This window comes from Azospirillum sp. TSH58 (genome assembly GCF_003119115.1).
Lineage (GTDB): Bacteria > Pseudomonadota > Alphaproteobacteria > Azospirillales > Azospirillaceae > Azospirillum.
In genome coordinates this window covers 1176112-1201758 of sequence record NZ_CP022364.1, presented here as the reverse complement: position 1 = coordinate 1201758, position 25647 = coordinate 1176112, and the positions used below count along the sequence as shown (strand labels likewise).

The 25647-nt window shown below is 68.3% G+C and carries 27 protein-coding genes and 1 pseudogene; 8 read left to right on the top strand and 20 right to left on the bottom strand.

Translation table 11 applies throughout. The features are described from left to right. Position 1: 1 nt before the first annotated feature. The 10 genes and pseudogenes from TSH58p_RS09220 to TSH58p_RS09175 form a co-directional block, all read right to left on the bottom strand. Positions 2–1072: an ABC transporter substrate-binding protein gene (locus tag TSH58p_RS09220; RefSeq protein WP_109072392.1), complete on the bottom strand. Its 1071-nt coding sequence runs from the start codon at positions 1070–1072 to the stop codon at positions 2–4. Between the two features lie 40 nt (positions 1073–1112). After that, positions 1113–1457: a ferredoxin family protein gene (locus TSH58p_RS09215; RefSeq protein WP_109072420.1), complete on the bottom strand. Its 345-nt coding sequence runs from the start codon at positions 1455–1457 to the stop codon at positions 1113–1115. Continuing rightward, the gene (locus tag TSH58p_RS09210) at positions 1454–3043 is read right to left on the bottom strand and encodes an FAD-dependent oxidoreductase (RefSeq protein ID WP_109072393.1); all 1590 of its coding nucleotides are present in this window, start codon (positions 3041–3043) and stop codon (positions 1454–1456) included. Before TSH58p_RS09210 ends, TSH58p_RS09215 begins: the two co-directional genes overlap by 4 nt. A 124-nt stretch (positions 3044–3167) precedes the next feature. Continuing rightward, positions 3168–3389, bottom strand: coding sequence for a redoxin domain-containing protein (locus tag TSH58p_RS09205; protein WP_158282659.1), 222 nt, complete (start codon positions 3387–3389; stop codon positions 3168–3170). Positions 3390–3436: 47 nt separating this feature from the next. Then, entirely contained in the window at positions 3437–4189 is a 753-nt protein-coding gene (locus TSH58p_RS09200; protein ID WP_109072395.1) for an ABC transporter ATP-binding protein, read from the bottom strand. Between the two features lie 16 nt (positions 4190–4205). After that, the gene (locus TSH58p_RS09195) at positions 4206–4994 is read right to left on the bottom strand and encodes an ABC transporter permease (protein WP_109072396.1); all 789 of its coding nucleotides are present in this window, start codon (positions 4992–4994) and stop codon (positions 4206–4208) included. A gap of 15 nt (positions 4995–5009) precedes the next feature. Further along, the gene (locus TSH58p_RS09190; RefSeq protein ID WP_109072397.1) at positions 5010–5822 is read right to left on the bottom strand and encodes an ABC transporter permease; all 813 of its coding nucleotides are present in this window, start codon (positions 5820–5822) and stop codon (positions 5010–5012) included. Positions 5823–6025: 203 nt separating this feature from the next. Next, positions 6026–6713 (bottom strand): annotated as a pseudogene (locus TSH58p_RS09185) (sulfite exporter TauE/SafE family protein). Between the two features lie 635 nt (positions 6714–7348). After that, the gene (locus TSH58p_RS09180) at positions 7349–7864 is read right to left on the bottom strand and encodes a metallophosphoesterase family protein (protein ID WP_109072398.1); all 516 of its coding nucleotides are present in this window, start codon (positions 7862–7864) and stop codon (positions 7349–7351) included. Positions 7865–7926: 62 nt separating this feature from the next. After that, positions 7927–8166, bottom strand: coding sequence for a DUF4170 domain-containing protein (locus tag TSH58p_RS09175; protein ID WP_035675610.1), 240 nt, complete (start codon positions 8164–8166; stop codon positions 7927–7929). Positions 8167–8400: 234 nt separating this feature from the next. Here TSH58p_RS09175 and TSH58p_RS09170 point away from each other — a divergent pair, with 234 nt between their 5' ends. Continuing rightward, positions 8401–9063 carry a cytochrome b/b6 domain-containing protein gene (locus TSH58p_RS09170; protein WP_256380060.1) on the top strand — a complete coding sequence of 221 codons (663 nt, stop codon included), beginning with the start codon at positions 8401–8403 and terminating at the stop codon, positions 9061–9063. A 63-nt stretch (positions 9064–9126) separates the two neighbouring features. Here the strand turns inward: TSH58p_RS09170 and TSH58p_RS09165 are convergent, their stop codons facing one another. Beyond that, a complete protein-coding gene (locus TSH58p_RS09165) occupies positions 9127–9561 on the bottom strand; it encodes a cytochrome c (protein ID WP_109072400.1) in 435 nt (144 codons plus the stop codon). Between the two features lie 264 nt (positions 9562–9825). On the opposite strand from TSH58p_RS09165, the gene TSH58p_RS09160 reads away from it, so the two are divergent. Together TSH58p_RS09160 and TSH58p_RS09155 are read left to right on the top strand one after the other, a co-directional pair. After that, positions 9826–11031 (top strand): pyridoxal phosphate-dependent aminotransferase, encoded by a 1206-nt coding sequence (locus TSH58p_RS09160; protein WP_109072401.1) that lies wholly within the window; start codon positions 9826–9828, stop codon positions 11029–11031. 194 nt (positions 11032–11225) lie between these two features. After that, entirely contained in the window at positions 11226–11573 is a 348-nt protein-coding gene (locus tag TSH58p_RS09155) for a hypothetical protein (protein ID WP_109072402.1), read from the top strand. A gap of 80 nt (positions 11574–11653) precedes the next feature. Here the strand turns inward: TSH58p_RS09155 and nhaA are convergent, their stop codons facing one another. Beyond that, entirely contained in the window at positions 11654–12880 is a 1227-nt protein-coding gene (gene nhaA, locus TSH58p_RS09150) for a Na+/H+ antiporter NhaA (RefSeq protein WP_109072403.1), read from the bottom strand. A gap of 155 nt (positions 12881–13035) precedes the next feature. Then, complete coding sequence (locus tag TSH58p_RS09145) at positions 13036–14436, bottom strand: Nramp family divalent metal transporter (RefSeq protein WP_109072404.1); 1401 nt, start codon at positions 14434–14436, stop codon at positions 13036–13038. A gap of 764 nt (positions 14437–15200) precedes the next feature. On the opposite strand from TSH58p_RS09145, the gene TSH58p_RS09140 reads away from it, so the two are divergent. Then, the gene (locus TSH58p_RS09140) at positions 15201–15416 is read left to right on the top strand and encodes a hypothetical protein (protein WP_109072405.1); all 216 of its coding nucleotides are present in this window, start codon (positions 15201–15203) and stop codon (positions 15414–15416) included. 131 nt (positions 15417–15547) lie between these two features. Here TSH58p_RS09140 and TSH58p_RS34415 read toward each other — a convergent pair whose 3' ends face one another. The 3 genes from TSH58p_RS34415 to TSH58p_RS09130 all read right to left on the bottom strand — a co-directional run bounded on the left by TSH58p_RS34415 (position 15548) and on the right by TSH58p_RS09130 (position 19137). Continuing rightward, positions 15548–15676 carry a hypothetical protein gene (locus TSH58p_RS34415; RefSeq protein WP_256380059.1) on the bottom strand — a complete coding sequence of 43 codons (129 nt, stop codon included), beginning with the start codon at positions 15674–15676 and terminating at the stop codon, positions 15548–15550. A 253-nt stretch (positions 15677–15929) separates the two neighbouring features. Beyond that, a complete protein-coding gene (locus tag TSH58p_RS09135) occupies positions 15930–17969 on the bottom strand; it encodes an elongation factor G (protein ID WP_109072406.1) in 2040 nt (679 codons plus the stop codon). A gap of 244 nt (positions 17970–18213) precedes the next feature. Then, positions 18214–19137 (bottom strand): ketopantoate reductase family protein, encoded by a 924-nt coding sequence (locus TSH58p_RS09130; RefSeq protein WP_109072407.1) that lies wholly within the window; start codon positions 19135–19137, stop codon positions 18214–18216. Between the two features lie 259 nt (positions 19138–19396). Between TSH58p_RS09130 and TSH58p_RS09125 the strand changes: the two genes are divergently transcribed. The 3 genes from TSH58p_RS09125 (at position 19397) to TSH58p_RS09115 (ending at position 21239) form a co-directional block, all read left to right on the top strand. Further along, complete coding sequence (locus TSH58p_RS09125; protein ID WP_109072408.1) at positions 19397–19912, top strand: cache domain-containing protein; 516 nt, start codon at positions 19397–19399, stop codon at positions 19910–19912. A 239-nt stretch (positions 19913–20151) separates the two neighbouring features. Then, positions 20152–20619 (top strand): Dps family protein, encoded by a 468-nt coding sequence (locus TSH58p_RS09120; RefSeq protein ID WP_035675596.1) that lies wholly within the window; start codon positions 20152–20154, stop codon positions 20617–20619. 164 nt (positions 20620–20783) lie between these two features. Beyond that, the gene (locus TSH58p_RS09115; protein WP_109072409.1) at positions 20784–21239 is read left to right on the top strand and encodes a DoxX family protein; all 456 of its coding nucleotides are present in this window, start codon (positions 20784–20786) and stop codon (positions 21237–21239) included. Between the two features lie 64 nt (positions 21240–21303). Here TSH58p_RS09115 and trxB read toward each other — a convergent pair whose 3' ends face one another. From trxB to TSH58p_RS09095, 4 genes are all read right to left on the bottom strand, one after another. Next, on the bottom strand, positions 21304–22290 hold the full coding sequence (gene trxB, locus TSH58p_RS09110; protein ID WP_035675595.1) for a thioredoxin-disulfide reductase: 987 nt from the start codon (positions 22288–22290) through the stop codon (positions 21304–21306). Between the two features lie 147 nt (positions 22291–22437). Beyond that, positions 22438–23082, bottom strand: coding sequence for a 2OG-Fe(II) oxygenase (locus tag TSH58p_RS09105; RefSeq protein WP_109072410.1), 645 nt, complete (start codon positions 23080–23082; stop codon positions 22438–22440). 25 nt (positions 23083–23107) lie between these two features. Next, entirely contained in the window at positions 23108–23764 is a 657-nt protein-coding gene (locus tag TSH58p_RS09100; protein ID WP_109072411.1) for a 2OG-Fe(II) oxygenase, read from the bottom strand. 164 nt (positions 23765–23928) lie between these two features. Continuing rightward, positions 23929–24918: a mitochondrial fission ELM1 family protein gene (locus TSH58p_RS09095; RefSeq protein ID WP_109072412.1), complete on the bottom strand. Its 990-nt coding sequence runs from the start codon at positions 24916–24918 to the stop codon at positions 23929–23931. A gap of 164 nt (positions 24919–25082) precedes the next feature. Here TSH58p_RS09095 and TSH58p_RS09090 point away from each other — a divergent pair, with 164 nt between their 5' ends. Beyond that, on the top strand, positions 25083–25637 hold the full coding sequence (locus TSH58p_RS09090; protein ID WP_109072413.1) for an Lrp/AsnC family transcriptional regulator: 555 nt from the start codon (positions 25083–25085) through the stop codon (positions 25635–25637). The last annotated feature ends 10 nt before the right edge of the window (positions 25638–25647 follow it).

Below are 25647 nucleotides of genomic sequence, written 5' to 3'. Positions count from 1 at the left end.
ATCAGGCTCTCGGCTTGCCGTCCGCCGTGCGGGGCGTCCAGAAGCTCTCCAGCCCCAGCTCCTTCAGGGCGGCGTCCAGGGGGGCCGGGTCGATCCAGGCGTCGAGGTCGATGGAATTGCGGATCAGCCGGTTGTCGAGCGCGAAGCGCACCGCCTCCCCGTACTGGCCGCGGTAGAAGGCGTCGATCAGCGGCGTGTTGCGCTGCTTCAGGTCCTGGCCGTCCAGATCCTCGGCCAGAACGGCGCGGGGGGTGCCGGACAGGGACCAGAGGTCGATCAGCTCGCCGCGGTTCTCCTCAAGCGAGGCCCAATGGGCCGCCTTGACGTAAGCCTTCACCACGCGGCGGGTCGCTTCGGGGTACTTGTCCGCAAAGGTTTCGATGACGGTGAGGGCGCCGAAGAAGCTGGCCGGCTGGGCGGGGCCGCGCGTGTCGGCGACGATCCGCACCACCCCCTGGTCGCGCAGGCCCAGCAGGTTCAGCGTGCCGAAGGCCGCGTCCACATCGCCGGAGGTCAGGGCCGGCGGCTGGTCCGACGCGGTCAGGCTGACGAGCTGGACGTCCTTCTCGGTCAGGCCGTTCTGAAGCAGCAGGCGGTTCATCGACAGATGGTTGATGGTGCCCTTGGCCACCGCCACCTTGCGGCCCTTCAGGTCGGCGATCGAAGCGATGGGCGCGTCCTTGCGCGCGGCGACGTAGATGGTCCCGACGCCATAGGAGACGAGAATCCTCGTCCTCAGCCCGCCGGCCTTTCCGACGATGTTCGGCAGGCCGCCGTAGTTGGCGAAGTCCAGAAGGCCGTTCGCCAGTGCCTCGTTGATGGCGGGGCCGGTGCCGTTGAAGAAGGTCCATTCGATCTTGACGTTGTCCTTGCGGAACTCCTCCTCGAGGAAGCCCTTGGCCTGGAGCGCGCCGATCAGGCCGGTGCCGTGCGGCTTGCCGAAGCCGGCTCCCTGGCCGCCCAGGCGGATGACGGCGGGCAGGTCGGCGGCAGTGGCGATGGGGGCGGCGAACGGGGCGGTGAGGAGGGTGGCGAGGCCGGCAACCGCCGACAGCCAGCGTGGCGTGGTCATGACGTGCGTTCCTTCGTTCAGGCGGCTTTGTTTCCGGGCTTCAGGGGGGCGCCTGCACGGCGGAGGCGGCGCGCAGGTGGAGGGTCAGATCCTCCGCCGTGCCGCCCATGCGGCCGCGGTTCCAGCCCAGCGCGCGGGCGTAGCCGCCGAGCGCGCCGCTCGCCGCCAGCGCCGCCTCGTCCACCGTGGCGGGCCGGTCGGCGTCCGGGTCCACATAGAGGGCGTCGGTGGGGCAGTGGATCTCGCACAGGAAGCAGGACTGGCAGTCGTCCTGCCGGGCGATGACCGGCAGGTCGCCGGGCCGCTCGTCGAACACGCCAGTCGGGCAGACGCGCACGCAGGTGCCGCAGGCGGCGCAGCGGGATTCGGAAATCAGGGCGATCATGCGGAGGCTCCCCAGGAAGCGGCGGGCCGCGCCCACACGGCGTCGAGCCCGCCCGAATGGATGCGGTGGGCGAGCGCGGCGTCGGTGCCGGGCCGGTCGGTGCGCTTGCTGATGCCGCGGGTTTCGGTGCGCAGGCGGGCGCTGGCGTACATCCAGCGGGCGGTGGCGATCATCGCGGCGGCCTCTCGCGCCCGGATCGGGTCGCCGCCGGGCCGCGGCGCGCGGTCGCGCACCTCCCGCCACAGCCCGTCCAGCACGGCGAGCGAGGCGTCGAGCCCCGCCCCGCTGCGGTAGTAGTTGCGGTCGAGCGGAAGCACCTCCGCCTGGGTGGCGCGGACCACCTCGTCGGGAGCGAAGCCAGAGGCTTCACGTCCGCCGGGGCGGAGCCCCGCCGTTCCAGCCGCGAAGCGCCGCCGGTCCCGCCCCGCCGTCCCCCGGGCGAAGCCTGCCGCCCCCTGACCGGCGAGCGCTCCGGTGGCGATGGCCCAGGAGGCGTTGGGACCGCCGGCCCCGGTGTTGGCGCCGCCGATGTCCTCCCGCGTCGCCGCATCGCCCGCCGCGTAGAGGCCGGGCACCAGGGTGGCGCAATCCTCCCCGGTCAGGCGGATGCCGCCGGTGCCGCGCACCGTGCCTTCCAGCCGCAGATTCACGGGGAAGCGCTGGGTGAAGGGGTCGATGCCGGCACGGTCGAACGGCAGGAAGCAGTTGGGCTGGCTCTTGCGCAGCCAGCCGCGCAGCGCCTCGTCCGCCCGATCGAGCACAGCGTAGACCGGGCGGCCCTGGACCAGCGCGCCGGCCACCGTACCGGCGCGGTCGCCCTGCGTCTCGACCGGCGTGCCGTCCTCGTGGGTGAAGCTGGCCCAGAAGAAGGGCAGGCCCTTGGTGACCGCGCTGCCCAGCGGGGCGAGGCCATAGACGCTGGAGAACTCCATGCCCGACAGGTCGGCCCCGGCCTCCGCCGCCATCAGCAGGCCGTCGCCGGTCAGCACGTTGCAGCCCAGCGCCCTGGACAGGAAGGCGCAGCCACCGGTGGCGATCACCACCGCTCCCGAATGGACGCGCCAGATTTCGCCACTGTTGCGGCGGCGCCCGGCGGCCCCGGCGGCCCCGGCGACGCGGCCGTCGCCGTCGAGCAGAAGCTCCAACCCCGGCGCGTGGTCGAGGATGCGCACGCCGGCCTTCCCGACGAGCTGCCGCATGAAGCGCATGTAGTCCGGGCCGCGCAGGTTGGCGCGGTAGGGCCTGCCGGTTTCGTCCACCGGAAAGGGATAGCCGCTGTCCGCCAACTGGTCGATGCGGCGCCAGGACAGCTCCATCACGCGCTCCATCCAGCCGCGGTCGGCCAGCCCCAGCGTGCCCGGCCAGCGCTGGGCGATGACCGCCTCGCGGCGGCCCGGATCGGGGGGCAGATACCAGGCTCCGGTGTTGGACGGGGCGGTGGCGCCGCTGGTGCCGACATAGCCCTTGTCGGCCAGCACGACCTTTGCGCCCGCCTCCGCCGCGGCGATGGCCGCCCAGGTCCCCGCCGGACCGCCGCCGAGGACGAGCACGTCGGCATCAAGGGTCAGCGTCGAGGGATCGGCCATTCCTGGGAACTCCGTGAGAGTAAAGGGGGGAAGAAAAACAGGCGGCCAGCCGAAGAAAGAGCGCGCCCCGCGGACGGGGCGCCAAGTTCGGGAGGATTGACCGGGAAGGCGATGCGGGCGGGTGTCAGGCGCTCAGCGCGTATCGCGGCTCGTAGTCCTGCGCCAGAGGGGCGAAGGCTTCGCGAATCGCCTGCACATAGGGGCAGCGGTTGGAGATGAAGGCGATCAGGACGGCCCTGGCCTCCGGAAAATCATGCAGCCCGATGCGATGGCCATGCGGGTTGGGCAGATTGAACGGAGGGGCCTTGGTTCCCGGCGCAATGCTGGCGGACGGCGTCAACGGCATGGGACTCTCTGTTTGTTTGTGTCTGGCCTGTCGATTCATGTGTGGAATCAGCGCCTCAACTCTTGGATGATCGACTCCTTGACGGCGGCGAAGGCCGGCGCGGCGCGGTCGCGCGGGCGGGGCAGATCGATCGGAAGGACGCGGCGGATGCGGCCCGGACGCGGCTCCATCACCACGACGCGGTCGGCGAGATAGACGGCCTCCTCCACGTCGTGGGTGACCAGCAGCGCGGTGACGTTCTCCTGCTTCCAGATGCGCAGCAGCTCGTCCTGCAAATGCGCGCGGGTCAGGCTGTCGAGCGCGCCGAGCGGCTCGTCCAGGAGCAGGATCTCCGGGCGGTTGACCAGGCCGCGGGCGATCGCCGCGCGCTGCGCCATGCCGCCGGAAAGCTGGTAGGGATAGGCCTTCTCGAATCCGCTCAGGCCCACGAGGTCGATGTGTTCGCGGATGGCGCGCTGCTTCTCGGCGGCGGGGACCGCGGTGGCCTCCAGCCCGATGCCGACATTCTCCTCTACCGTCAGCCAGGGGAACAGGCGGTGCTCCTGGAAGACGATGCCGCGCTCCAGCCCCGGCCCGGTGATGCGGCGGCCGTCGAGCAGGATGTCCCCGTCGTAGCCGTCGTCAAGCCCGATGATCAGGCGCAGCAGCGTGGACTTGCCGCAGCCGCTGGCGCCGACGATGGCCAGGAACTCGCCCGGCTCGATGCGCAGGTCGATGTCCTGGAGCACGGTCAGCGGGCGGCCGTCGACCGCGTAGGTCTTGCCGACCGCGCGCAGGTCGAGGGAGCCGGGGGTGGTCATTATGACGGTGTCCTTTTCAGCGGGCGGGTCCGCGCCAGCGCAGGGCGCGCGCGAAGATCCGCCCGAAGGCGGCGTTGATGGCGAAGCCGACCAGCGCCAGCGTCAGGACGCCGACGAGGACGATGTCCATGCGGAAATGCTCCCGCCCCTCCGACAGCAGGGTGCCGACGCCCCGACCCAGCCCCATGGCGTATTCGGCCCCGACCGTGGCCAGCCAAGCGTAGATCAGCGCCAACTGCACCCCGATGGCGATCGACGGCATGGCCCCCGGCAGAAGGACCCGGCGCACGAGCTGCCATCGCGACAGGGTCAGCACGCGCGCCACCTCGCGGTAGGCGGCGGGCACCGTGCGCAGCCCCTCCTGCGTGTTCAGGACCATGGGAAAGAAGGCGGACAGCGCGATGAACACCACCTTGGCCGGCTCTCCATTGCCGAACCACGCGGTCAGCAAGGGAATCCAGGCGTAGAGGGCGATCTGACGCACGGTGTGGAAGGTCGGTCCGAACAGGCGGTCCGCCGTGCGCGACAACCCCATGCCCAAGCCCAGCAGCAGCCCCGCGGCGGCCCCGATGGTGAAGCCGGCGGCCATGCGGGTGAGGCTGGCGGCCAGCCCCGGCCAAAGATGGACGCCGTGCGGGTCCAGGAAGGGCACCAGCGCGACCTTCTCCACCGGCACCAGCAGATGGCCGTTCACCAGACCGGAATGGGCGGCGGCGGCCCAGGCCAGCAGCAGGGCGGCGGGAAGGACCGCGCCGCGCCGGATCCGCGGGCCGGGCGCGTGGAGAAAGGGCGGGGCGGCGGGCATCGCGTCACCGTCCGTTCAGGCTTGGGCCGGCGACCAGCGGCGCAGGCGCCGCTCGATCCGCTTCAGACCGGCGTCCATCGTCAGCCCGACGACGCCGATCACCGCCATTCCGGCCATCACGACGTCCACCTGGAACAGCGTCCGGCCCCAGGCGGTGAGGTAGCCGATGCCCTCGGTCGAGGCGAGCATCTCGACGATCACCAGGGCGATCCAGGCGTGGCTCAGCGCCAGCCGCACGCCGCTGAAGACCGGCGGCAGGGTGGCGGGCAGCACCACCTTCAGCACCAGCGCGCGGCGGCTGAGGCGAAACACGCGGGCCACCTCCAGGAAGGAGGGCGGGATGTTGCGGATGCCTTCGAAGCTGTTCAGCGCCATCGGGACGAAGCAGGCCTTGGCGATGATCAGGAACTTCAGCGGTTCGCCGATGCCGACCAGCAGGATCAGAAAGGGCAGCCAGCCGAGGGACGGTACCTGGGCGACCGCGCGGAACAGCGGGCTCAGGTAATGCTCGACCCGCGGCGAAAGCCCCATCGCGACGCCGAGCGCCATGCCGGCGAGCCCGCCGATCAGGAAACCCGACAGGATGCGGCGCAGGCTGATCCAGAGATTCCCGAAGATGTCGCCCGACCACAGCAGGTCGAACAGGGTCTGTGCCACCAGGGCCGGCGGCGGGAGGGCCTGGACCGACACCCAGCCGTGCGTGGCGGAAAGCTGCCACAGCGCCAGCAGGACGGCGGGCACCACCAGCGGAAGGAGCAGCGCCGCCGCCCGTTCCGTCAGCCAAGCGGCGCGCTCCGGACGCCGAGGCGCCATGCGCACGGCCGGCATGGGCCGCCAAGCCCCTCTTTCGGCAACGATCAGGTCCGACGGCATGGAGCGGTCTTCCTTCGGAATGTCTATAAATAGAGTATGGATATAACTGGTAATGTGTTCAAAGCGTGTCAATAACTAATTTTATATGTAAATAATGGGCGCGGTTAACCGTTGCCATGCCAGCGTTCGGGGAAACGCCGCCGCCGTGTGTCCACCGATCAGCTTGCGGACGGCGGCAGCACGGACGGCAGGGAGGCCGCCAGCATGGCGATGCCCGACGCGGTCAGAAGGGCCAGAACGATCCGCCGGAAGTCCGCCTCGCTGATGCCGATATAGACCCGCCCGCCAAGCAGAATGGGCAGCAGCATGGACGGCACGACCACGGCGAACAGGGGAAGCATCTCCGCCGTCACGGTTCCGGACGCCGTGTAGGCCGCCATGGTGGCGCCGAGCGTGACGAGGTTGAAGGTTTGGATGGCGGCGCGGCGGCCGTCCTTGTCCAGAGGCCGCAAACTGTACCACAGGGCCGGCACGACTCCGGTGAAGCCGCCGAGGCCGCCCATGACGCCACCGGCCAGCCCGACCGCCGCATCCGCCGCCGCCGCTGCGCGCGGGCGCGGCGCCAGGGTTGGGCAGATGCCGGGACAGCAGCATGATCGGGCACCAAACCGCCAGCATGGTTCCGAGCCCCAGCTTGAACAGCCGGGCGTCCATGTGGGGCAGGATGGCGACCCCCAGCGGGATTCCGGCCAGCCCGCCGGCCAGCAGCGGCAGCAGGCCGGAAAAGCGCACCGTGCGCCGCATCGACAGGCCGGCGATCACCTGCCCGGTCAGGGCACCGAACACCGTCAGGACGGCGGCGGTCCGAGGGTCGAGGCCCCAGGCCCAGAAGGACATGGCCACCATCCCGAAGGCGAACCCCGACAGGCCTTGAACGAACCCGGCCACGGCTGCGCCCAGCGCGACGATCCACAATGACGCTTCCATCACCGCTCCCGAGGTCCCTTGCCGCCCGGCGGCCCGGCCGGACGCGAACTGTAGCGCCTCATCGCCATGACGGCACCACCGATGGAATCCGCGGGTTCGTCAGATCGTATATTCGGGTTCGGGCAGGCTCATGTCCAATTCCACCGCCGGGGCTTGGCCGGAGGTTGATGGGCAAGGCGTTCAGGTGCACGGATACAGCGAACAGGATTTCCCTGTTTTCGATTGGCGTCCGAATCGGTCGAGCGCGCCGCAAGGCTGAAAATGTCAGCACCAAATGGCACCCCTGACGCCAACCCACGTCAGCGCACCAGCCGTATTCCCCTGTTGAGCAGTGGAACGGTCTCGGACGCCGACCGAACCAGTCTCTTGTCAGCCACATTGGGGCCAGGGAACCCCGCCTCGGACTTCGCTCTCCGCCAGCTTCTCTCAGCAAACCGCTGGGTGCAGCCGGTCTCCAGACCAAGCCGGCTCAACCGATTTCATCGGATTCCATCCACGCCATTCCCGCTGCGTCGGCCTTTCCTTGTGGAGGGCCGCGGCGGGTGTCGCGTGGACTATGCCCGTTTCTTCGTCCGTTGCCGTGAGTGGAGAATCTCGTCGACGGTGACCGGGCGGAAATCCCACACGTCCACACCGACGTCGAATTGCCGGGGCATGCCCTTCAACTGGCCGTGGCTGTGGCCGTGCAGGTTCAGGGCGCCCTTGTACATGCCGTTCCAGGTGCGGAAGGCGTAGTGGCACAGTACCAGCCGCCGCTCGTCCAGCAGAAGCTCCGCGTAGGGCTGCACGCTTGCCCAGCCGGGCAGGGCCAGGGTGGCGGGGCCGTCGTTGTTGCCGGTGATCAGGTGCTTGGTGCCGTGCAGGCGCTCCAGAAGCGCCGCCATGTCGTCCGGCTTGCGGTGCAGGGCGAAGTCGCCGAGGTGCCACACCACGTCGTCCGGGCCGACGGTGGCGTTCCAGTTGGCCGCCATGGCCTCGTCCATCGCCGCGACCGACGCGAAGGGGCGGCGGAAGCGGCTGAGCGCGCCGGTGTGGCCGAAATGCGTGTCGCTGGTGAAGAAGACCGCCATCGGGGGTCCTCAACGCGGCGGCGGCGCGGAGGGTTCCCCGCGCCGCCGTGTACCGCCGTCCGTCAATCGTGCTTGTGCCCGTCCGCCGACGGATCGAGCAGCCGGTGCAGATGCACGATGAAGTAGCGGGTGTGGGCGTCGTCGATGGTCATCCCGGTGGCGCCGCGCCACGCCTTGTAGGCTTCGTCGTAGTTGGGGAAGATGCCCACGATGTGGACCTTCGTCGGGTCGACGAACTGGTCGGAGTCGGGGCGGACGAGTTCGCCGCCGAAGACGAGGTGGAGAAGCTGCTTGTCGGGCATGACGCGGGCATCCTTGTTGGGCTGGATTTGATGAAACTCATATCCGCCGTGCCACCGCTTCTTCAAGTGCAATGACAGTGCTGTGGCGCCGGGGCACCGCCCGATTGCCACTTTTTTTCGGAAATGCGGGCAAAAAGCACCGCCTTGGGGCATAGTCTAAGGAAGAACAGAAGAAGCGAGGGGTGATTCATGGTTGCTGGTAATACCAAAAATCGGACGAGGGGCCGGCGCGAGGTGGCGGTCTGGGACTTGCCGACGCGCCTGTTTCATTGGAGCCTGGTCCTTCTGGTGGCGGTTGCGGTGGTCTCCGCCAAGACCGACCGCATGACCATCCACATGCTGGCGGGGGAGGCGATCCTGGCGCTTCTGCTGTTCCGGCTGGTCTGGGGGCTGATCGGCAGCCAGACGGCGCGCTTCAGCCATTTCGTGAAGGGCCCGCGCGCCGTCCTCGCCTACGCCTGCGGAATGGTCCGCGCCGGTCGCGGGGGGAAGGAGCCGGCGCCGGTCGTCGGGCACAACCCGATGGGCGGGCTGATGGTGGTGGCGCTGCTGGGGGCGCTGACGCTCCAGGCGGTGGCCGGCCTCTTCACCTCCGACGACATCCTGGTGGATGGGCCGCTGGTGGCGCTGGCGTCGAATGGCGTGGTGGCGGGCTTCAGCACGCTGCACCGCATCCTGGCCGACGGAATCCTGATCCTGATCGGCGTGCATGTGCTGGCCGTGCTGGCCTATCTGCTGGTCAAGCGGGACAATCTGATCCGCCCGATGGTCACGGGGCGGAAGGCGATCCCGGCGGATGCGCCGGTCGAGTCGCCGAAGCGCCGCCCGGCGGCCCTGGCCTTGGCGGTGCTGGCCGCGGCGGCGGGGCTGGTCGCGGCGGTGGTGCAGGCGGGCTGAGGTTCCTGATCCCACGGGGCCTTCCCCGCAACCGGCGGGGAAGGCGTTCGCGGGCTTGCCGGATCAATCGGCGCGGTAGCGCTCGTGGCAGGCCTTGCAGGCGCCGCCCACGGCGGCGAACTGCTTGGCGGTGGCGGCCTTGTCGCCGGACGCGGCGGCGGCTTCCAGCCCCTTGGCGGCCGCCTCGTAGGCCTGGGCCTTGGCGGTGAAATCGGCGTTGTTCGCCCAGATGTCGGCCTTGGCCTTGGTGTCGCCCTTGTCGCTGCCCGCCGGGAACAGGGTGGGGATCTGGGCGGCGAAGGCGCTCATGCGCTGGGCGGCCGGGCCGACCTGGGCGACCTTGTCGCTCCCCAGCAGGTCCTTGATCTCGGCCATCGCGTTCTTGCTGGTCTGGAAACCGTCCTTGCGCGCCTTGATCGAATCCTGGGCCATCGCCGTGCCGCCGATACCGACGAGGAGCAGGGCGGCCGTGGCGGCCAGCGTGACGCGGGTGAGCATGCAGATCCTCCGGATGGTGGGTTTTGATTAGAAAGAGGTAAGATACCCCGTTCGCGGCGCGGGCTGTCAAGCCGGGCCTGTGCGGTGCAGCATCCGGCCTTTGCGCCGAACGGTGCGTCCGTCTGCCGGGAAACCGCCCCGCTCGGGGAGTGATCGGCTTGCAAGAGCAATAAGGCGGAAGTAAGGTCCCGCGTCGCGTTCGCGCGGTCATACCAAGTTCTCACCCCAACCTTCCGCCACCTTCGTCATAGGGGCCAGTACGCCATGTCGATCATCGCGTCCCGTCTGTCGCGCATCAAGCCCTCGCCGACCATCGCCGTCACCCAGAAAGCCCGCGAGCTTGCGGCGGCCGGTCGCGACGTCATCGGCCTCGGCGCCGGCGAGCCGGACTTCGACACCCCCGACAACATCAAGGACGCCGCCGTCAAGGCCATCCAGGCCGGCGACACCAAGTACACCGCCGTGGACGGCACGCCCGCGCTGAAGAAGGCCATCTGCGCCAAGTTCGAGCGCGAGAACGGCCTGACCTACGCGCCCGACCAGATCACGGTCGGCGTCGGCGGCAAGCAGGTGCTGTACAACGCCCTGATGGCGACGCTGAATCCCGGCGACGAGGTCATCATCCCGGCCCCCTACTGGGTGTCCTACCCGGACATGGTGGAGCTGGCGGAAGGCACGCCGGTCTTCGTCTCCTGCCCGGCCGAGCAGGGCTTCAAGCTGCAGCCCGCCGACCTGGAGAAGGCGATCACGCCGAAGACCAAGTGGCTGATCCTGAACTCCCCGTCCAACCCGTCGGGCGCCGCCTACACGCGCGACGAGATGAAGGCCCTGACCGACGTGCTGGTGAAGCACCCGCAGGTCTGGGTGATGACCGACGACATGTATGAGCACCTGCTCTACGACGGCATCGAGTTCGTGACCCCGGCCCAGGTCGAGCCGGCGCTGTACGACCGCACGCTGACCGTCAACGGCGTGTCGAAGTCCTACGCCATGACCGGCTGGCGCATCGGCTACGCCGGCGGCCCGAAGGCGCTGATCAAGGCGATGGGCGTGATCCAGAGCCAGTCGACCTCCAACCCGACCTCCATCGCCCAGGCCGCCGCCGTCGAGGCGCTGAACGGTCCGCAGGACTTCATCGCGGAGCGCGCGGCGGTGTTCGCCCAGCGCCGCGATCTCGTGGTGTCGATGCTGAACCAGGCCAAGGGCATCTCCTGCCCGAAGCCGGAAGGCGCCTTCTACGTCTACCCGTCCTGCGCCGGCACCATCGGCAAGACGACGCCGGACGGCAAGGTGATCGAGACCGACGAGGATTTCGTCACCTACCTGCTGGAGTCGGAAGGCGTTGCGGTCGTCCAGGGTTCGGCCTTCGGCCTCGCCCCGCACTTCCGCATCTCCTACGCGACCAGCACCGAGGCCCTGGAAGAGGCTTGCAAGCGCATCCAGCGCGCCTGCGGCAATCTGAAGGACTGATCTCCGGCGGCTTTTGACCGGTCGTCAAGGCCGGTCGTCGGAGAAAGGGCCGGGGGCGAAAGCCCCCGGCCCTTTTCTTGTGCGCGGGCTCGATGAGGCTTTCACATCCTGTGCGTGTGGTCGTCTGTGGTACGGGGCCGCGCCATCATCGCCGGCGTCGCCTTTGGAGAACAACGATCAGGAGCATCCCGACGATGCCTTACGTCCCACCGACCCAGCGGAAAACCGCCGCGGCCACTGCCCTTCTGGCCAATCCGGGCCCCGACGATGCCAATCCCATCTTCGCGAAGGTGCCACAGGCGGACTGGGCCAAGCTGGACTACCAGTACACCTTGACCATCCAATGGCCGAACGTCGCCGTCGAGGGCTTGGACCCGATCACGGTGCGCGCCCATGTCCACTACAAATGGAGTGGCAATGACTGGACCAAGATTGCGGGCAACGCCTGGATTTCCGGTCTGAACGGATGGAGCACCCAGACCTCCGGGGCGGTCGTCGCGATGGCGCCCGGCCAGCCCCCGGATCAGAACTATCATCCTTGATGATCCACCTCCGACCGCGCCGTCCTTCGCGGACGATGCGAGTTGGGGGGCAGGCGAGGGGGCCCGGAGGCCCCCTCCGGTCACGCGCCGCGGTCGGCCCCCGCGGCGTGCAGGGCCGGCGCGGCGTCCTTGGCCGACACCAGCCGCAGGACCAGGGCGCCCGCCGTCGCCGACAGGATCGACCCGGCGAAGACGCCCACCTTCACCGCGTCGCCCAGCTCGGGCGAGGTCGGGAAGGCCAGCGCGCCGATGAACAGGCTCATGGTGAAGCCGATGCCGCACAGCAGGGCAACGCCGTAGAGCTGCGCGGTGGTGGCCCCGGCCGGCATGCCGGCGAAGCCGAGCCGGATGGTCAGCCAGGCGGTGCCGAACACGCCGACCATCTTGCCGAGGAACAGGCCGAGCGCGATGCCCAGCGGCAGCGAGCCGGTGAGGATCGAGGCGTCCATCCCGGCGAAGGACACGCCCGCGTTGGCGAAGCCGAAGACCGGGACGATCAGGAAGGCCACCCAGGGGTGGATGCCGTGCTCCAGCCGGAGCAGCGGCGCGTGGGGGTCCGCCGCTTCGCCGGAGGAGGGACGCAGCGGGATGGTCAGGGCCAGGGTCACGCCGGCCAGCGTCGCGTGCACGCCGGACAGCAGAACCGCGCCCCACAGGCCCGCGCCGAGGACCAGATAGGGCAGGAGGGAACGCACGCCGAACCGGTTCAGCCCGATCAGCGCCGCCAGGAGCAGCGCCGCCACGCCGAGCGCCGGCAGGGACAGGTCGGCGGTGTAGAACAGGGCGATGATGATGACGGCGCCCAGGTCGTCGATGATCGCCAGGGCCGTCAGGAAGATCTTCAGCGAGACCGGGACGCGCGGCCCGAGCAGCGACAGCACGCCGAGCGCGAAGGCGATGTCGGTCGCCGCCGGGATCGCCCAGCCGTTGACCGTGGCGGGGTTGCCGGCGTTGAAGGCGAGATAGACCAACGCCGGCACCAGCATGCCGCCCGCCGCGGCGACGCCCGGCAGGATGCGGCACGACCATGTGGACAGCTGGCCGTCCAGCATCTCCCGCTTGATCTCCAGCCCGACCAGCAGGAAGAAGACCGCCATCAGCCCGTCGTTGATCCAATGGCCGACGCTGAGCCCGAGAATGTAGGTGTGCAGCGTGTCGAAATAGGCGGTGGAGAGGGGGGAGTTCGCCACCACCAGGGCCAGCGCCGCGGCGACCATCAGCAGGATGCCGCCCGAGGCCTCGTTGCTCATGAAGTTGCGGATGAAGGCTGCCGGGCGCCGGCCGGCGGGTTGCCTGTGAGCATCCATGGCGCTTGTTTCCTTTCCTGGTTGGCCGGAAGAACGGAGTTGTCGTGGGGTTCGTGAGGGCGCAATTTGTGAAAAGAATGTGGCGTCATGGCGGCTTCGCCATGACGCCCACGCAAGTTTCTTATTCGCCGCACATCATTTTCAGCCGCGCGTCGTCACATGAGGAACTTCGTGATGAGGACGTAGAGCGTCAAGCCGATCAGGCTGATCGTTCCGCCCCAGGCCCAGGCGAACTGGACCTTGCTCGGCAGAAGATCGCGCTCGAAATCGCTGGTGAAGTTGTCCTTGACCGCCTTGATGGTCAGCCAGAACAGGACCGGCGAGAAGACCAGCGCCATGACCGAGGCGAGCTGGACCACGAAGATCGGCTCGGGCAGGCCGTAGACCACCGCGATGCCGGCGACCAGCCACACCACCTGCATGCCGCGGTAGAGCAGCTTGCGGATCGCCGCGGTGTCCCAGTCGCGCTTCAGACGCACCACGCATTCCTCGAACAGGCGGGCCTGACCGTCGAAGTAGGTGAAGACGGTGGAGAACAGGGCGGCCACGCCGCCGGCGATGATGACCGGGAAGATCCAGGCGCCGAAGGTGTCGGTGTAGATGCTGGCGATGGTCGTGCCCATCTCCGAGCCCTTGGGCACCAGCCCCTGCGGGTGCAGCACCACGGCGCCGACGATCAGGAAGATCATGCCCGACAGCATCGAGATGATGTAGCTGATGTTCATGTCGCGCTTGAACAGGATCAGGCTGTTCTTCATGTAGTTGGGGTCCAGGTGCACGGTGTGCCCCTGGGCCCGCATCTCGTTGACCTTCACCATGCCGGCCTTCTTGTCGACGGCCCAGTTCGACTGCATGGGCGCGACTTCCAGCGTGGTCGGGAAATAGCCGAACATGGCGCCGAACAGCATCATCGAGCCGATCGGCGGCAGGGTCGGCAGCAGGCGCGACAGATACTCGCCCGGCGGCGGGGCCTGGAGCGCGAAGGCCACGAAACAGGACACGGCGAAGACGATGATGAGGATCTTGCAGATGCCCTCGACCGCCTTGTAGCTGCCCATCCACAGGATGCCCACGGTCAGCAGCAGGATGGCGACCGCCCAGAGCTGGAGCGACATGAAGGGGAAGGCGGCCCACATCAGCGCCGCGCAGCCCAGCGCGCGGCCGGCGATGCCCACGGTGTTGGCGAAGCCCTGGAAGATCATGAACCACAGCGGCCAGGTGCCGACGCGGTGGTAGGCGTTGATGATGGATTCGCCCTTCACCATCGTGTAGCGGTGGGCGAATTCGAAGGCGCAGTATTTGATGATGTAGGCGGCCAGGATCACCCACAGCAGATCGTAGCCGTACAGCGCGCCGGCGGTCGGCGCGTGCATGATGTGGCTGGCGCCGATGCCGGTCATCGCCGCGGCGATGCCGGGCCCCATGGCCTTCCAGGTGTCCATGAAGCCAGTGCCGGGGGCTTCCAACCGGATGACCTTCCTGGCGCTGCCGTCCGCGGCGGCGCCGTATGGGCCATCGGCGTCGATGGCCGCGCTGTTCGTCGAGCTGACGCTCATTCCCGTTCCTCCCTAGGATTGGCCTGTCGATTGGCGTCGGGCCATTCGAGAAATTTTCGGCCCGTTTCCGTCCGGCTCCTTTTCCGATCCGTGCTTTGCTGCAGGGGCTGGTTTCCCGCACGCCATAGTTTGGTATGCCAAATATCAGCGAGGTGTAGGAAAAAAAATCTGGGAGAGTGGGGCGTTTTTCAGACTCAGAAAAAAAATCAAATCTCGGGACTGAAACCACCTCTACCCACATCGGCTATGATTAATCCGTGAATCATGAAAAGGAACTCATGATCAAATCGCTTGGTTGCGCAGGTTAACGGATGCATCCATATGCCAATGGACTCAGCGAGCTTGGGCCGCCCGCTGCGTCACCTCCCCAAAGGCTGTCCCTGTTGAGTCAGGGGCAGCCTTTTCTCGTATCAGTATTATGAAGACAAAATTTTTTTGACATCTTCTGGGATGAAATCTGATGGTCGCGCCCGCCAGATCCTGCGGCGGCAATGGCGCGGGAGACGCATCGGCTAGGTTTTTAATCCAATAGCTGAGTGAATTTTAAAGCCGGACGGCTCGGCGCGAAGGAACCGCGCCGGTTCCTGTGGTTTGCCGCCCTGTGAAAAAAGCGCGGGTCCCGCGGAACTGAAAACATCTATGCTGAAGGTTAAGGCGAGCGGGAAGCCGTGCAACGCGCGCCGGCCAATCTGTTGTCGGGGTGTTGCCTCAGAGGATTGCGCTGCCTGAAGCCGGCGCGCCGACCAGTTTCTGCGGGAGCGTCCATGGTTCTGGATCCGATCACACTCGCCGTGGCGCTGTGCCTTGCCACCTTCGCCGCGACCGGCATCGCGACCCTGCTGACCGCGGTGTGGGGAAGCCACCGGGACCCGGGCGCCCTCATCGCTCCCGTGCGGCCCTGGGGACGGCCAGCCAACATGAACCGGCCTCCGCGTGGGACCCGCCGTCATCTGTGGATCGCGACGGAGACGTCGGATTGACGCCGTATCGGTGTGACGGCGTTGAACGACGAGAAACGCGCGGATTTAAAAGACGCTGGAATCAGAAAGGGCCGCGACTGGATCGCGGCCCTTTCGTCGTCCGGTGTCGTCCGGATGTCCGCAAGGCATGTTCACAGGACGCCGTACAGACGGGACTTTTCGCACCAGGCGTTCATGAAGGACTTGAAGGCCTGCAGGAACGTCGAACCCTTCGTGCCGTTCTGGTTGGCATGCAGATGGGTCACAGTCGCGTAGGTCATGATCATCTCCGTCGTTCGATGAAGACACTGTATCGTGGTATACCAAATACCAGAAACGCAATCGATGCATCGCACTCTTGCCCTCATCACATGGCGGGCTATGAAAGACTTACATATTGTTTGGCGTACTGATTTGTTGTTGAGCTGATTTTCTTTCTCCGGTCTTGCGCCCGCAAGACCGCTGCGCGCCGTCTGGCCATGGAAAGGGGGCCGGAGGACGCGCCCCCGGCCCCGCGCACCCCCACGCCGCCGGTTACTGCGCGGCCAGCGTTTCCTTGCGGATCTCCACCGCCTTGTCGGCGGCTTTGCCGGTCAGCTCCTGCAACCGTTCGAAGCTCCAGGTGAAGGTGCCGACGCCGAGCGACAGGGAGCGCAGCTCGACGATCAGGTCGTGCATCTCGGCCTGCGGCAGATAGGCCTTCACCTCGTCCCAGCCCTGCCAGCCGGGGCGCGCGTCGTAGCCGAGGATCTGCCCGCGCCGCCCGCTGACCAGCCGCTGCACCTTCGAGGTGAAGTCGCTGGGCACGGCGATGGAGACGGTCAGGATCGGCTCCAGAAGCACCGGCTCGCAGGCCGGCAGCGCCTCGCTCATCGCCTGCCGCGCCACCGTCTTGAAGGCCATCTCGGAGCTGTCCACGGCGTGGAACTGCCCGCCGGTCAGCTTCACCGCGAAATCCACCACGGGGAAGCCCAGCGGCCCGCGCACCGCGTAGTCGCGCACGCCGGTCTCCACCGCCGGGATGAACTGGCGCGGCACGACGCCGCCGACGATGCCGTCCTCGAACTGGAAGCCGGTGCCGCGGGGCAGCGGCTTGACCTCCACATGGATGTCGGCGAACTGGCCGTGGCCGCCGGTCTGCCGCTTGTAGCGGGCGTGGTGGGCGGTGCCCTTGCGGATCGACTCGCGGTAGGGCACCTGCGGCGGCACGCCCCTGACCGTGACGTTGAACTTGTTGCGCAGCCGGTCCATGGCGATCTGGAGATGGATGTCGCCCTGGCCCCACAGCACCAGCTCGCCGGTGTCGGTGGACTGCTCCAGCCTCAGCGACGGGTCCTCCTCCACCAGCTTCTGGATGGCCGCGGTCAGCTTCACCTCGTCGTTGCGGTTCTGGGCGTGCAGGGCGAGGCCGAAGACGGGCGGCGGCAGCTCCGGCCACGGCGCCGACCGACCGGCGTTGCCCTTGTCGGTCAGCAGGTCGCCGGTCGCCGCCTTGTCCAGCCGGCCGAGCGCCACCACCTCGCCGACCGCCGCCTGGGACAGCTTCTCCTGAGTGTGGCCCATCATGCGGAAGACGCCGGACACCCGCTCCCCGCCCAGCGTCATGCCATCGTTGACGGTGCCGCGCCAGACCCGCGCGAGGCTGATCTTGCCGGCGTGGGAGCCGTTCAGCGTCTTGAAGACCTGGGCGGCCACCGTCGCGTCGGCGGGGATGCCGGCGCGCTCCGCCGAGGTGGCGACGTCGGGCCCCTCGTGGCGCAGCGCCTTCAGCAGGCGGCGGATGCCGTTGTCGTTCTCCGCCGAGCCGAAGAAGACCGGGACGATCAGGTCGTCGGCCAGCTCCCTGGCCAGCCGGTCGTAGACCTCCTGCGTGTCGGGGGCGACGTCCTCCAGCAGCTTTTCCAGGAGCGCGTCGTCGTAGTCGGCCACCGCCTCCAGCATCTCCTGCCGGGCCTCGTGCTCGCGGTCCTTCAGGCTGTCGGGGATCTGGACGAGGTTGGACGGCTTGTGCGGGTTGAAGTGCCAGGCGCGCTCGCTGACCAGATCGACGAAGCCGGTGATCTTGCCGCCCTCGCGGATCGGCACCTCGCGCAGCACCAGCTTGCGCGCCGACACCGCCTGATAGGCCTGCACCACGTCGCGCACCCGCAGGTCGCCCAGGCTGTCCACCTTGTTGATGAACAGCAGGTGCGGGATGCGGTTGTCGTCGAGGAACTTGAACAGGGGGGCGAGCAGCACGGCCTTTTCCGGCGCCGCCTCGGCCACGATCACGGCGACGTCCGCCACCATCAGGGCGTTCTGCGTCTCGCAGGCCAGCTCCACCGAACCGGGGCAGTCGAGCACGCTCCAGCGCTCGCCCAGGAACTCGAAGGAGGCGACGTTGACCTCGACGCTCATCTGCCGGGCCTTGGCCTCGGGGGAGCTGTCGCCGACCGCGTTGCCGTCGCGGACGCTGCCCTTGCGCGTTGTCGCCCCGGCGGCGGACAGCAGGCTTTCCAGAAGCGATGTCTTGCCGCTGAGATAGGGGCCGACCAGCGCGGCGCAGCGGGCCGTCTGGATCTGTGTATGGGGCATGCACACCTCCCGTATGGCGTCTTCCCGTGTGGGCATAGGCCGGAACGCCGGGTGGCCTGGGTGGGCCGGGTGGGACGCTGTGGCCGGAAGCACCGGCGGCGCGCGTGGCCCTGACAGGGTGCCGGACTGGTCCGGTGCTTTAAAAACGGTGCCTTTTCAAGGTTATGGTCCACCCGTGGCGGGGGACCTGTCGATGGAAAAAAGGGGCGGCATGACGTCACGCCGCCCCCGGTGGGGTGTCCCGTTATGGCGGGCCGTCGGCGTAGGGCGCCAGGGCCGCCGCGACCACCCGGTGGACGGGCGTCGGCACCCCCAGCTCCGACCCCAGCTGCACCACCGCCCCGGACAGCCAGGGCAGCTCCAGCCGCCCGCCCCGCGTCAGGTCGTTCAGCATGGACGAGGTCATGGCGGGCGGCAGGCCGTCGAGCAGGGTTTCGACGCGGGCGACGATGCCGGTGCCCAGATCCACGTCGCGGGCGCGGGCCAGCCGGGCGACCTCGGCCACCGCGTCGAGGAACAGGGCGCGGCTTTCCGGCACGCGGCGGATCACCCCGGCGGGCTGGCGGGTCAGGGCGGTGACGCCGCTGAAGGGCGCCAGGAAGGCGAACTTCTCCCACTGCGCGCGCAGGATCGCCGCGGACAGCACCGCCTCGAACCCGGCCGCCTCGGCCAGCGCGTGGAAGGCGGTCAGCCGGGGGGAGGGGCGCCCGTCCAGCTCCCCGTAGGTCAGGCGGGCCAGGGTGCCGGTGTGGCGGATCACGCCGGGGGCGGCGATGGTGGCGCCGATGTGGGCGACCCCGCCCGCCACATGCTCCCGCCCCAGGATCTGGCACAGCGTGTCCAGGCCGGTGACCCCGTTCTGCACGGTGACGACCACGGTGCCGGGCTTCACCAGCGGGCGGCAGGCCTCCGCCGCGCGGTCGGTGTCCCACAGCTTGACGGCGAACAGAACGAGGTCGACCGGCCCGATCGTCGCCGGGTCGTCGGTCGCCCGGACGTCGGTCAGATGCAGGGGGGCGGCCTCGCTCTCGATGCGCAGGCCGTCGCGGCGGATGGCCTCCAGATGCGGGCCGCGGGCGATGAAATGCACCTCGGCTCCGCGGGTTGCCGCGAGGCGCGCGCCGAAATAGCCGCCGACCGCGCCCGCCCCCATGATTGCGATGCGCATGCGATGCTCCTCCCAAATGCGGTCCGGGCCGGCGCGCTCCGTTGGATGGGGCCGAGGGATCGGCGGAGGCTGGGCGGGCCTTGGTGGTTCCGGACGCTGCGGACAGTGTGGCGCGCGCGGAACTTTGCGGCAATAGGCCGCAGGATGCCCGATTGCCGAACACCGACTTTCTTTCGACAGTGGGCGAACCGATCGGCGCCCTTTTCCGCATCACGTTTCCGCGTCACGTTTCCGCAGTGGCCGGTCCGGGGGATTTGCCATGAATTCTGCCACGAGATTTGCTCCGAGCGCCTTCGTCCGAACGCCGCCGCTCCGCGTCTTGTGGATTTTGCTGGCCGCCCTTCTGATCGCGCCGGTCCGCCCGGCGGGCGTCCTCGCCCAGCCCGGCGATCCGGAGCGCGAGCAGGTCCGCGCCGTCGCGCTGAAGGCGGCGGAGCTGATCGCCGCACGGGGGCTGGAGGCGGCGGCGGCGGCGTTCAACCGCGACGGCGAATTCCGGCACGGCGCGCTCTACGTCACGGTCATCGACTTCGCCGGGGTGTGGAAGGTCTATCCGCCCCGGCCCGCCGGAGTCGGGATGAGCGTGATCAATGTGAAGGACCCGGACGGGCGCGACATCGTGCGCGACATCCTGTCGGTGGCGCGGGACTCGGGCGAGGGCTGGGTGGACTACCGCTGGCTGAACCCGGCCAGCAACCGGATCGAGCCGAAAACCACCTTCGTGAAGCGCGTGCAGGGCCAGGATCTGGTCGCCTATGTCGGCCTGTACCATTGACGCCGCGGGGCCGGGCCTTCGGGGCGCTTGATACGGGTGCTGTTGCGGCGCACATCTTGACCCGCACCGGGCGCGCCCAAGCTTGTCGGGGTGGCCTTCACGGCATGCCGGGGCATGCGGGTTGCGCAGGGCTGCTTTTTAGAAAGTTTCTAAAGTAGGGTCTTTACCCGGGGCGCAGCGGGGCGTAGCCTCGATTGCAGCCAAGAATGGAAGACAACCCCTCGGAGGATTGAGAAACCATGCAGATCGACATCGGGATTGCGGAAGCCGACCGCAAGGCCATCGCCGAAGGCCTGAACAACGTGCTGGCCGACACCTTCGCCCTGTATCTGAAGACGCATTCCTTCCACTGGAACGTCACGGGGCCGATGTTCAACACGCTCCACACCATGTTCATGACCCAATACACGGAGCTGTGGACCGCCCTGGACGAGGTGGCGGAGCGCATCCGCGCGCTCGGCTATCCGGCGCCGGGCAGCTTCTCGCAGTTCACCAAGCTCGCCTCGATCAAGGAGGAGCAGGGCGTTCCGAACGCGCAGGAGATGCTGCGCCAGCTCGTCGAGGGGCATGAGGCCGTGGCCCGCACCGCCCGGAAGGTCTTCCCGACCGCCGAGGAGGCCAATGACCAGCCGACCGCCGACCTGCTGACCCAGCGCCTGCAGATCCACGAGAAGACCGCCTGGATGCTGCGCTCCATGCTGGAGTAGTCGTCACCACGGCGGTTCGCGCTTCGACTTTGTGATTCGGCGGGGCGCCGTCCTTCGGGGCGGCGCCCCGTCCTTTTGGGGCCGGACAAAAGAACAGGGGGCGAAACAACAGGGCGGGGCCGCGCGTTCTCCAGGGATGTCCGACGGACGCGGGAGAGGGCGCCATGGCCTCCTACAATTTCGACAGGACCCGGGGAGCGGACCGGGCGGCGACGGGCGGGCAGGATCTCCTGCTGCTGGCCGCGCGGCTGCTGATCGGGGCGATTTTCGTGCAGAGCGGCTTCGGCAAGCTGATGGACCTCGGCGCCTTCGCCGGGAACCTGGAAGGGCAGGGGTTGCCCATGCCGATGCTGCTGGCCGCGCTGGGCGGCGCGGTGGAGTGCTTCGGCGGTCTGGCCGTGGTGCTGGGGGCCTGGACGCGGCTGGCCGCGGCGGCGGTGGTCCTCTTCACCATCATGGCGACGCTGATCGCCCACCGCTACTGGACCTACCCGCCGGAGGCCCAGGGGATGCAGCGCATCCAGTTCATGAAGAATCTCGCCATCATCGGCGGCTTCCTCGCGCTGATCGCCGCCGGGGCCGGGCGGTTCAGCGTCGATGGGATGATGAACCGGCGCTGATTAATGAGGGCGGGATGTGGCCAGGGCGGGATGGGGGGCCGGTCGCCCGGCCCCCGCCAACGGGTTACCAGTTGCCCGCCGGGCTCGGCTCGCCCTCGTGGTGGGCCAGCCAGCGCTCGGCCTCCAGGGCGGCCATGCAGCCCATGCCGGCGGCGGTGACGGCCTGCCGGTAGATCTTGTCCTTCACGTCGCCTGCGGCGAAGACGCCCGGGACGTTGGTGGCCGTCGAATCGGGGGCGGTGACGATGTAGCCCTCGGAGTCGGTCTCCACCTTGCCCTGGAAGACGGCGGTGGCCGGGACATGGCCGATGGCGACGAAGACGCCGGCCACCGGGATCACCCGCTCCTCGCCCGACTTCACGTTCTTCACGCGCACGCCGGTGACGCCGCGCGGATTGCCCAGGGACCCGTCGCCCTCGCCGACGATCTCCTCGACCACGCTGTCCCAGACCACCTCGATCTTGGGGTTGCGGAACAGCCGGTCCTGCATGATCCGCTCGGCGCGGAAGCTGTCGCGGCGGTGGATGACCGTCACCTTGGAGGCGTGGTTGGTGAGGTACAGCGCCTCCTCCACCGCGGAGTTGCCGCCGCCGATCACCGCGATCTCCTTGCCGCGGAAGAAGAAGCCGTCGCAGGTGGCGCAGGCCGACACGCCGAAGCCGCGATAGATCTCCTCGCTGGAGATGCCCAGCCAGCGGGCCTGCGCGCCGGTCGCGATGATGACGCTGTCGGCGGTGTAGGTGTCGCCCGAGTCGCCCTTGCAGACGAAGGGGCGCTGGCTGAAGTCGACGTCGGTGATCAGGTCAAAGACCATCTTGGTCCCGACATGCTCCGCCTGCTTCTGCATCTGCTCCATCAGCCACGGCCCCTGGATGGGGTCGGCGAAGCCGGGATAATTCTCGACGTCGGTGGTGATCATGAGCTGGCCGCCCGGCTGCATGCCCTGCACCATCAGCGGCTGCAGGTTGGCGCGCGCCGCGTAGATGGCCGCGGTGTAGCCGGCAGGACCGGCGCCGATGATGAGAACCTTGGTGTGGTGGGTGCTGGGCATCGCTCTGTCCGTCACGATCTGGTCTGACGCGGACCATAGGGCCGCGCCGAACATATGGTCCAGTTCCGGCGCGCTGTCATCGGAAAGCCTGCCATGCCGGCCCATCATGGGGACGATGCTTCACCACGACCGCCGGACGAACGCCCCTCAGTAATGGGCCGGGGCCGCTCCCGTCCGGTTCTTCAGCCAGGCGCCGACGCGGTGGCGCCACTGCTCGTGCCAGATGTAGACGCTGTTTTTGACCCAGTTCATCTGCACCGCGCGGCGCCGGCCCTCGAAGGAATGATGCCCGTGCCAGGAGGTGTCGGAGCGGCGGAAGCACAGCAGCGTGCCCTCGTCCGGCGGCACCTCGGCGGCGTAATCCTCCAGGTCCGGGCTGCGCAGCACGCGCAGGCGCCCGCCCGACGCCTCCCAGGGCGGGTTCATGTAGAGCAGGACGGTGACGATCTTGCTGGCCGAGTCGGGGTGGATCTTGCCGTCGGTTGCCCGGCACATGCCGCGGGCGGTGAACATGGTCGGGTAGCGCGACAGGTCCAGCCCGAACTTCTCCGAGAAGGCTTTGCAGACCGCCTCGCCCCGCAACTCCTCGATCAGGGCGTCGAAGACCGGGCCCTGCGGGAAGACGCCCAGGGGGATCGAGCCGGGCTTGTCCACCTTGGGGTAGTCGCGGTGCAGGGCCTCCAGATGCTCCCGCTTCACGAAACCGGGGACGCAGAGGAAGTCGAACGGCTCGTGCTGCAGCGGGGTGGCGCGGAAGCGGTCCAGATCCAGCATGGTGGTTGGCATGGACATGGGGCGGTCTCCTGACGGCGGCAACTCAGGCCACGGGCGTGTCGGGGAAGGCCAGCTCGTGGCGGGCGCGCCATTCCGGGCCGACATAGTTCACGATGATCGACTTGCGCACGCCGCGGATCGGACGCGGGGCGAAGCCATGCCAGGTGTTCGTTCCGGGGACGAAGACCAATCCCCCGTTGAAGGCGTAGGGCGCGCGGGTGACGACGGTGCGGGTGTCGTCCAGCACGTCGGTGCCCCAGTCGGCGCAGTCCGGCCCCTTGGAGAGATAGATCAGCATCGTGAATTTCTTGACGCCGATGTCGGTGTGCGGCTCCAGCCAGAAGCCGTCGGTGTCCTGGCAATATTCGATGCGCAGCGAGGTGCCGGCCAGATCGACGCCGCAGGTGCGCCGGATCGCCGCCGTCACCGCCCGTCCCTGGAAGGCCGTGGCGACCGCGTCGCAGACCGCGTGCTCGGCGCGGCTGCGGGCGCAGAAATAGCTGCGGGTGGCGTTGTTGGTGTCCCGCTTGCCCATGGTGTCGCCGACCGGCGGCGGTGCCCAGGGCAGGGCGGCGATGCCGTCCGCGGCCTCGTCGGGAAGCGCGCGCGACAACAGCCAGTGGCGATAGGGGTCATCCTTGGTCGGGGCGTCGTCCAGGCAGCGGATGAAGGCGTCCTGGACCGCGGCGGGCGAAACCATGCGAAAAAATCCAATGCGTCCCAGCGGTAAAAGCGAATTACCACGCGCCGGGACACGCGCTAAATGAATTAGCTTTCATGAACCGTTTGACAGGATTCGCCCCTGAACAGCGCAAGCAAAAAACGATACGTCGTGGCATCGCGGAGCGCGGTGCACTCCGGATTTCAGGAGCCGTGCTTGGAGCGGTGGGCCAGAAGGCGGTGGCGCAACTCATCGGCGACTTCCCGAGTGTCGTCCAACGTTGGATAAGTCCAGTGCTCCAAGGCCCCGGTGAAGGGCCGGGTGATGCCTTCCTTGTAGAGTCCTTCATGGAAGCTGCGGAACTTCGGCGAACCGCCCTCCAGCTCGATCACATAGACCGGCTTTCCGGTGGAGCAGGCTTCCGAGGTCATGGACACGCTGTCGCAGGTCACCACCACGGCGTCGGCCAGCCCGAGATAGGCGAAATAGGGATTCTCCCCGGTGCCGTCCCACACCTCCGCCGGCAGGCCGTTCAGGCGGGCGCGCAGGATCGCCTCGTTGTCGGCGCCGGTGCGGCGCGACGGGGTGACCATCAGCCCGGCGCCGTTGCTGCGGGCCAGCTCCGACAGCTTCTCCGCGACGTCGCCCATGATGGTCGGGGTCAGGGCGTAGACGCCGTTGGTGCCGCCGATCAGCACGGCGACGCGCGGGTGCGGCAGGTCGGCGAGCCGGGGGGCGTGGCGCTGCGCGGCCTCGGCCAGCAGCTTGGGCGTCACGCGGTGCAGGGCGCCGCGCGTGGCCATGACGTTGGGGCCGCGCAGCCGGTCGTGGCGGGGCACCACGACGAGGCCGAAATGGCGCGGGTTGATCTGCGGGTCCTGGATGTAGACGGTGAAGGTCCGCCCGCGCGACTGTCTGCTGGCGGCCAGCAGCGGCGCGATGGCCTGCCGTCCGGAGCCGATCATCAGGTCGGGCCAGGGCGCGCGGATGGGGTCGCCCTCCGGCCCGGCGGCGAAGCGGTTGCCCAGCCGCAGGAACGGGCTGAGCTGGCGCCACGGGCTGCGCAGCCGCACGCGCTTCACGACGGGGGTGAGGCCCAGCGCCTCGGCAAGGCCGATGCACTGGTTTTCCATGCCGGGCTTGCCGTCCGACACGACCCAGCAGGTAAGGGAACCGGAAAGGGAGGACTGCATCGTCACACGAATGGTTTGGGGGTGCGGCTGGTTGTCGCGTCCGGACCGGATACATCGATAGAAAGTTTTTCCACCGGCGCCGGTATGGGTTTCTTGCTTGGCGTGGAAGGCTTCGCCGTGTAATATCCTTTCTTCAGATCACCCCCGGAGCTACCGAGTAAACCATGCGGCGGGTCAAACTCGACCGAATTGACCGGCGGATTTTGCGCGACCTGCAAAATGACGGCCGGATGACCAACGTAGAACTCGCGAGGCGCGCCGGCATCTCTGCCCCTCCGTGTTTGCGGCGTGTCCGCGCCTTGGAAGAGGCGGGCTTCATCCGCGGCTATCACGCCGACATCAATCCCGACGCGCTCGGGTTCGGTGTCACCGTGTTCGCCCAGGTCGGCCTGTCGAGCCAAGCTGAAGTGGACCTAAAGAAATTCGAGGAACTCGTCAACTCCTGGCCCATGGTGCGCGAGTGCAACATGCTGGCCGGCGAGTACGATTTCCTGCTGAAGATCGTGGCGGAGGATTGGGATGACTACCAGCGCTTCCTGACGACGAAGCTGACGGCGGCGCCCAACGTGGCGCACGTCAAGTCGGCCCTGTCGATCCGCACGTCGAAGCACACCCCCGGTGTGCCGATCGACGTCGATTCGCCGGACATCCCCGACTCGCTGGAGGATGACGACGAGGAGGACGAGGACGAGTCCTCGACCCGCGTGGCGCGCCGCTGACGCGGCTTCG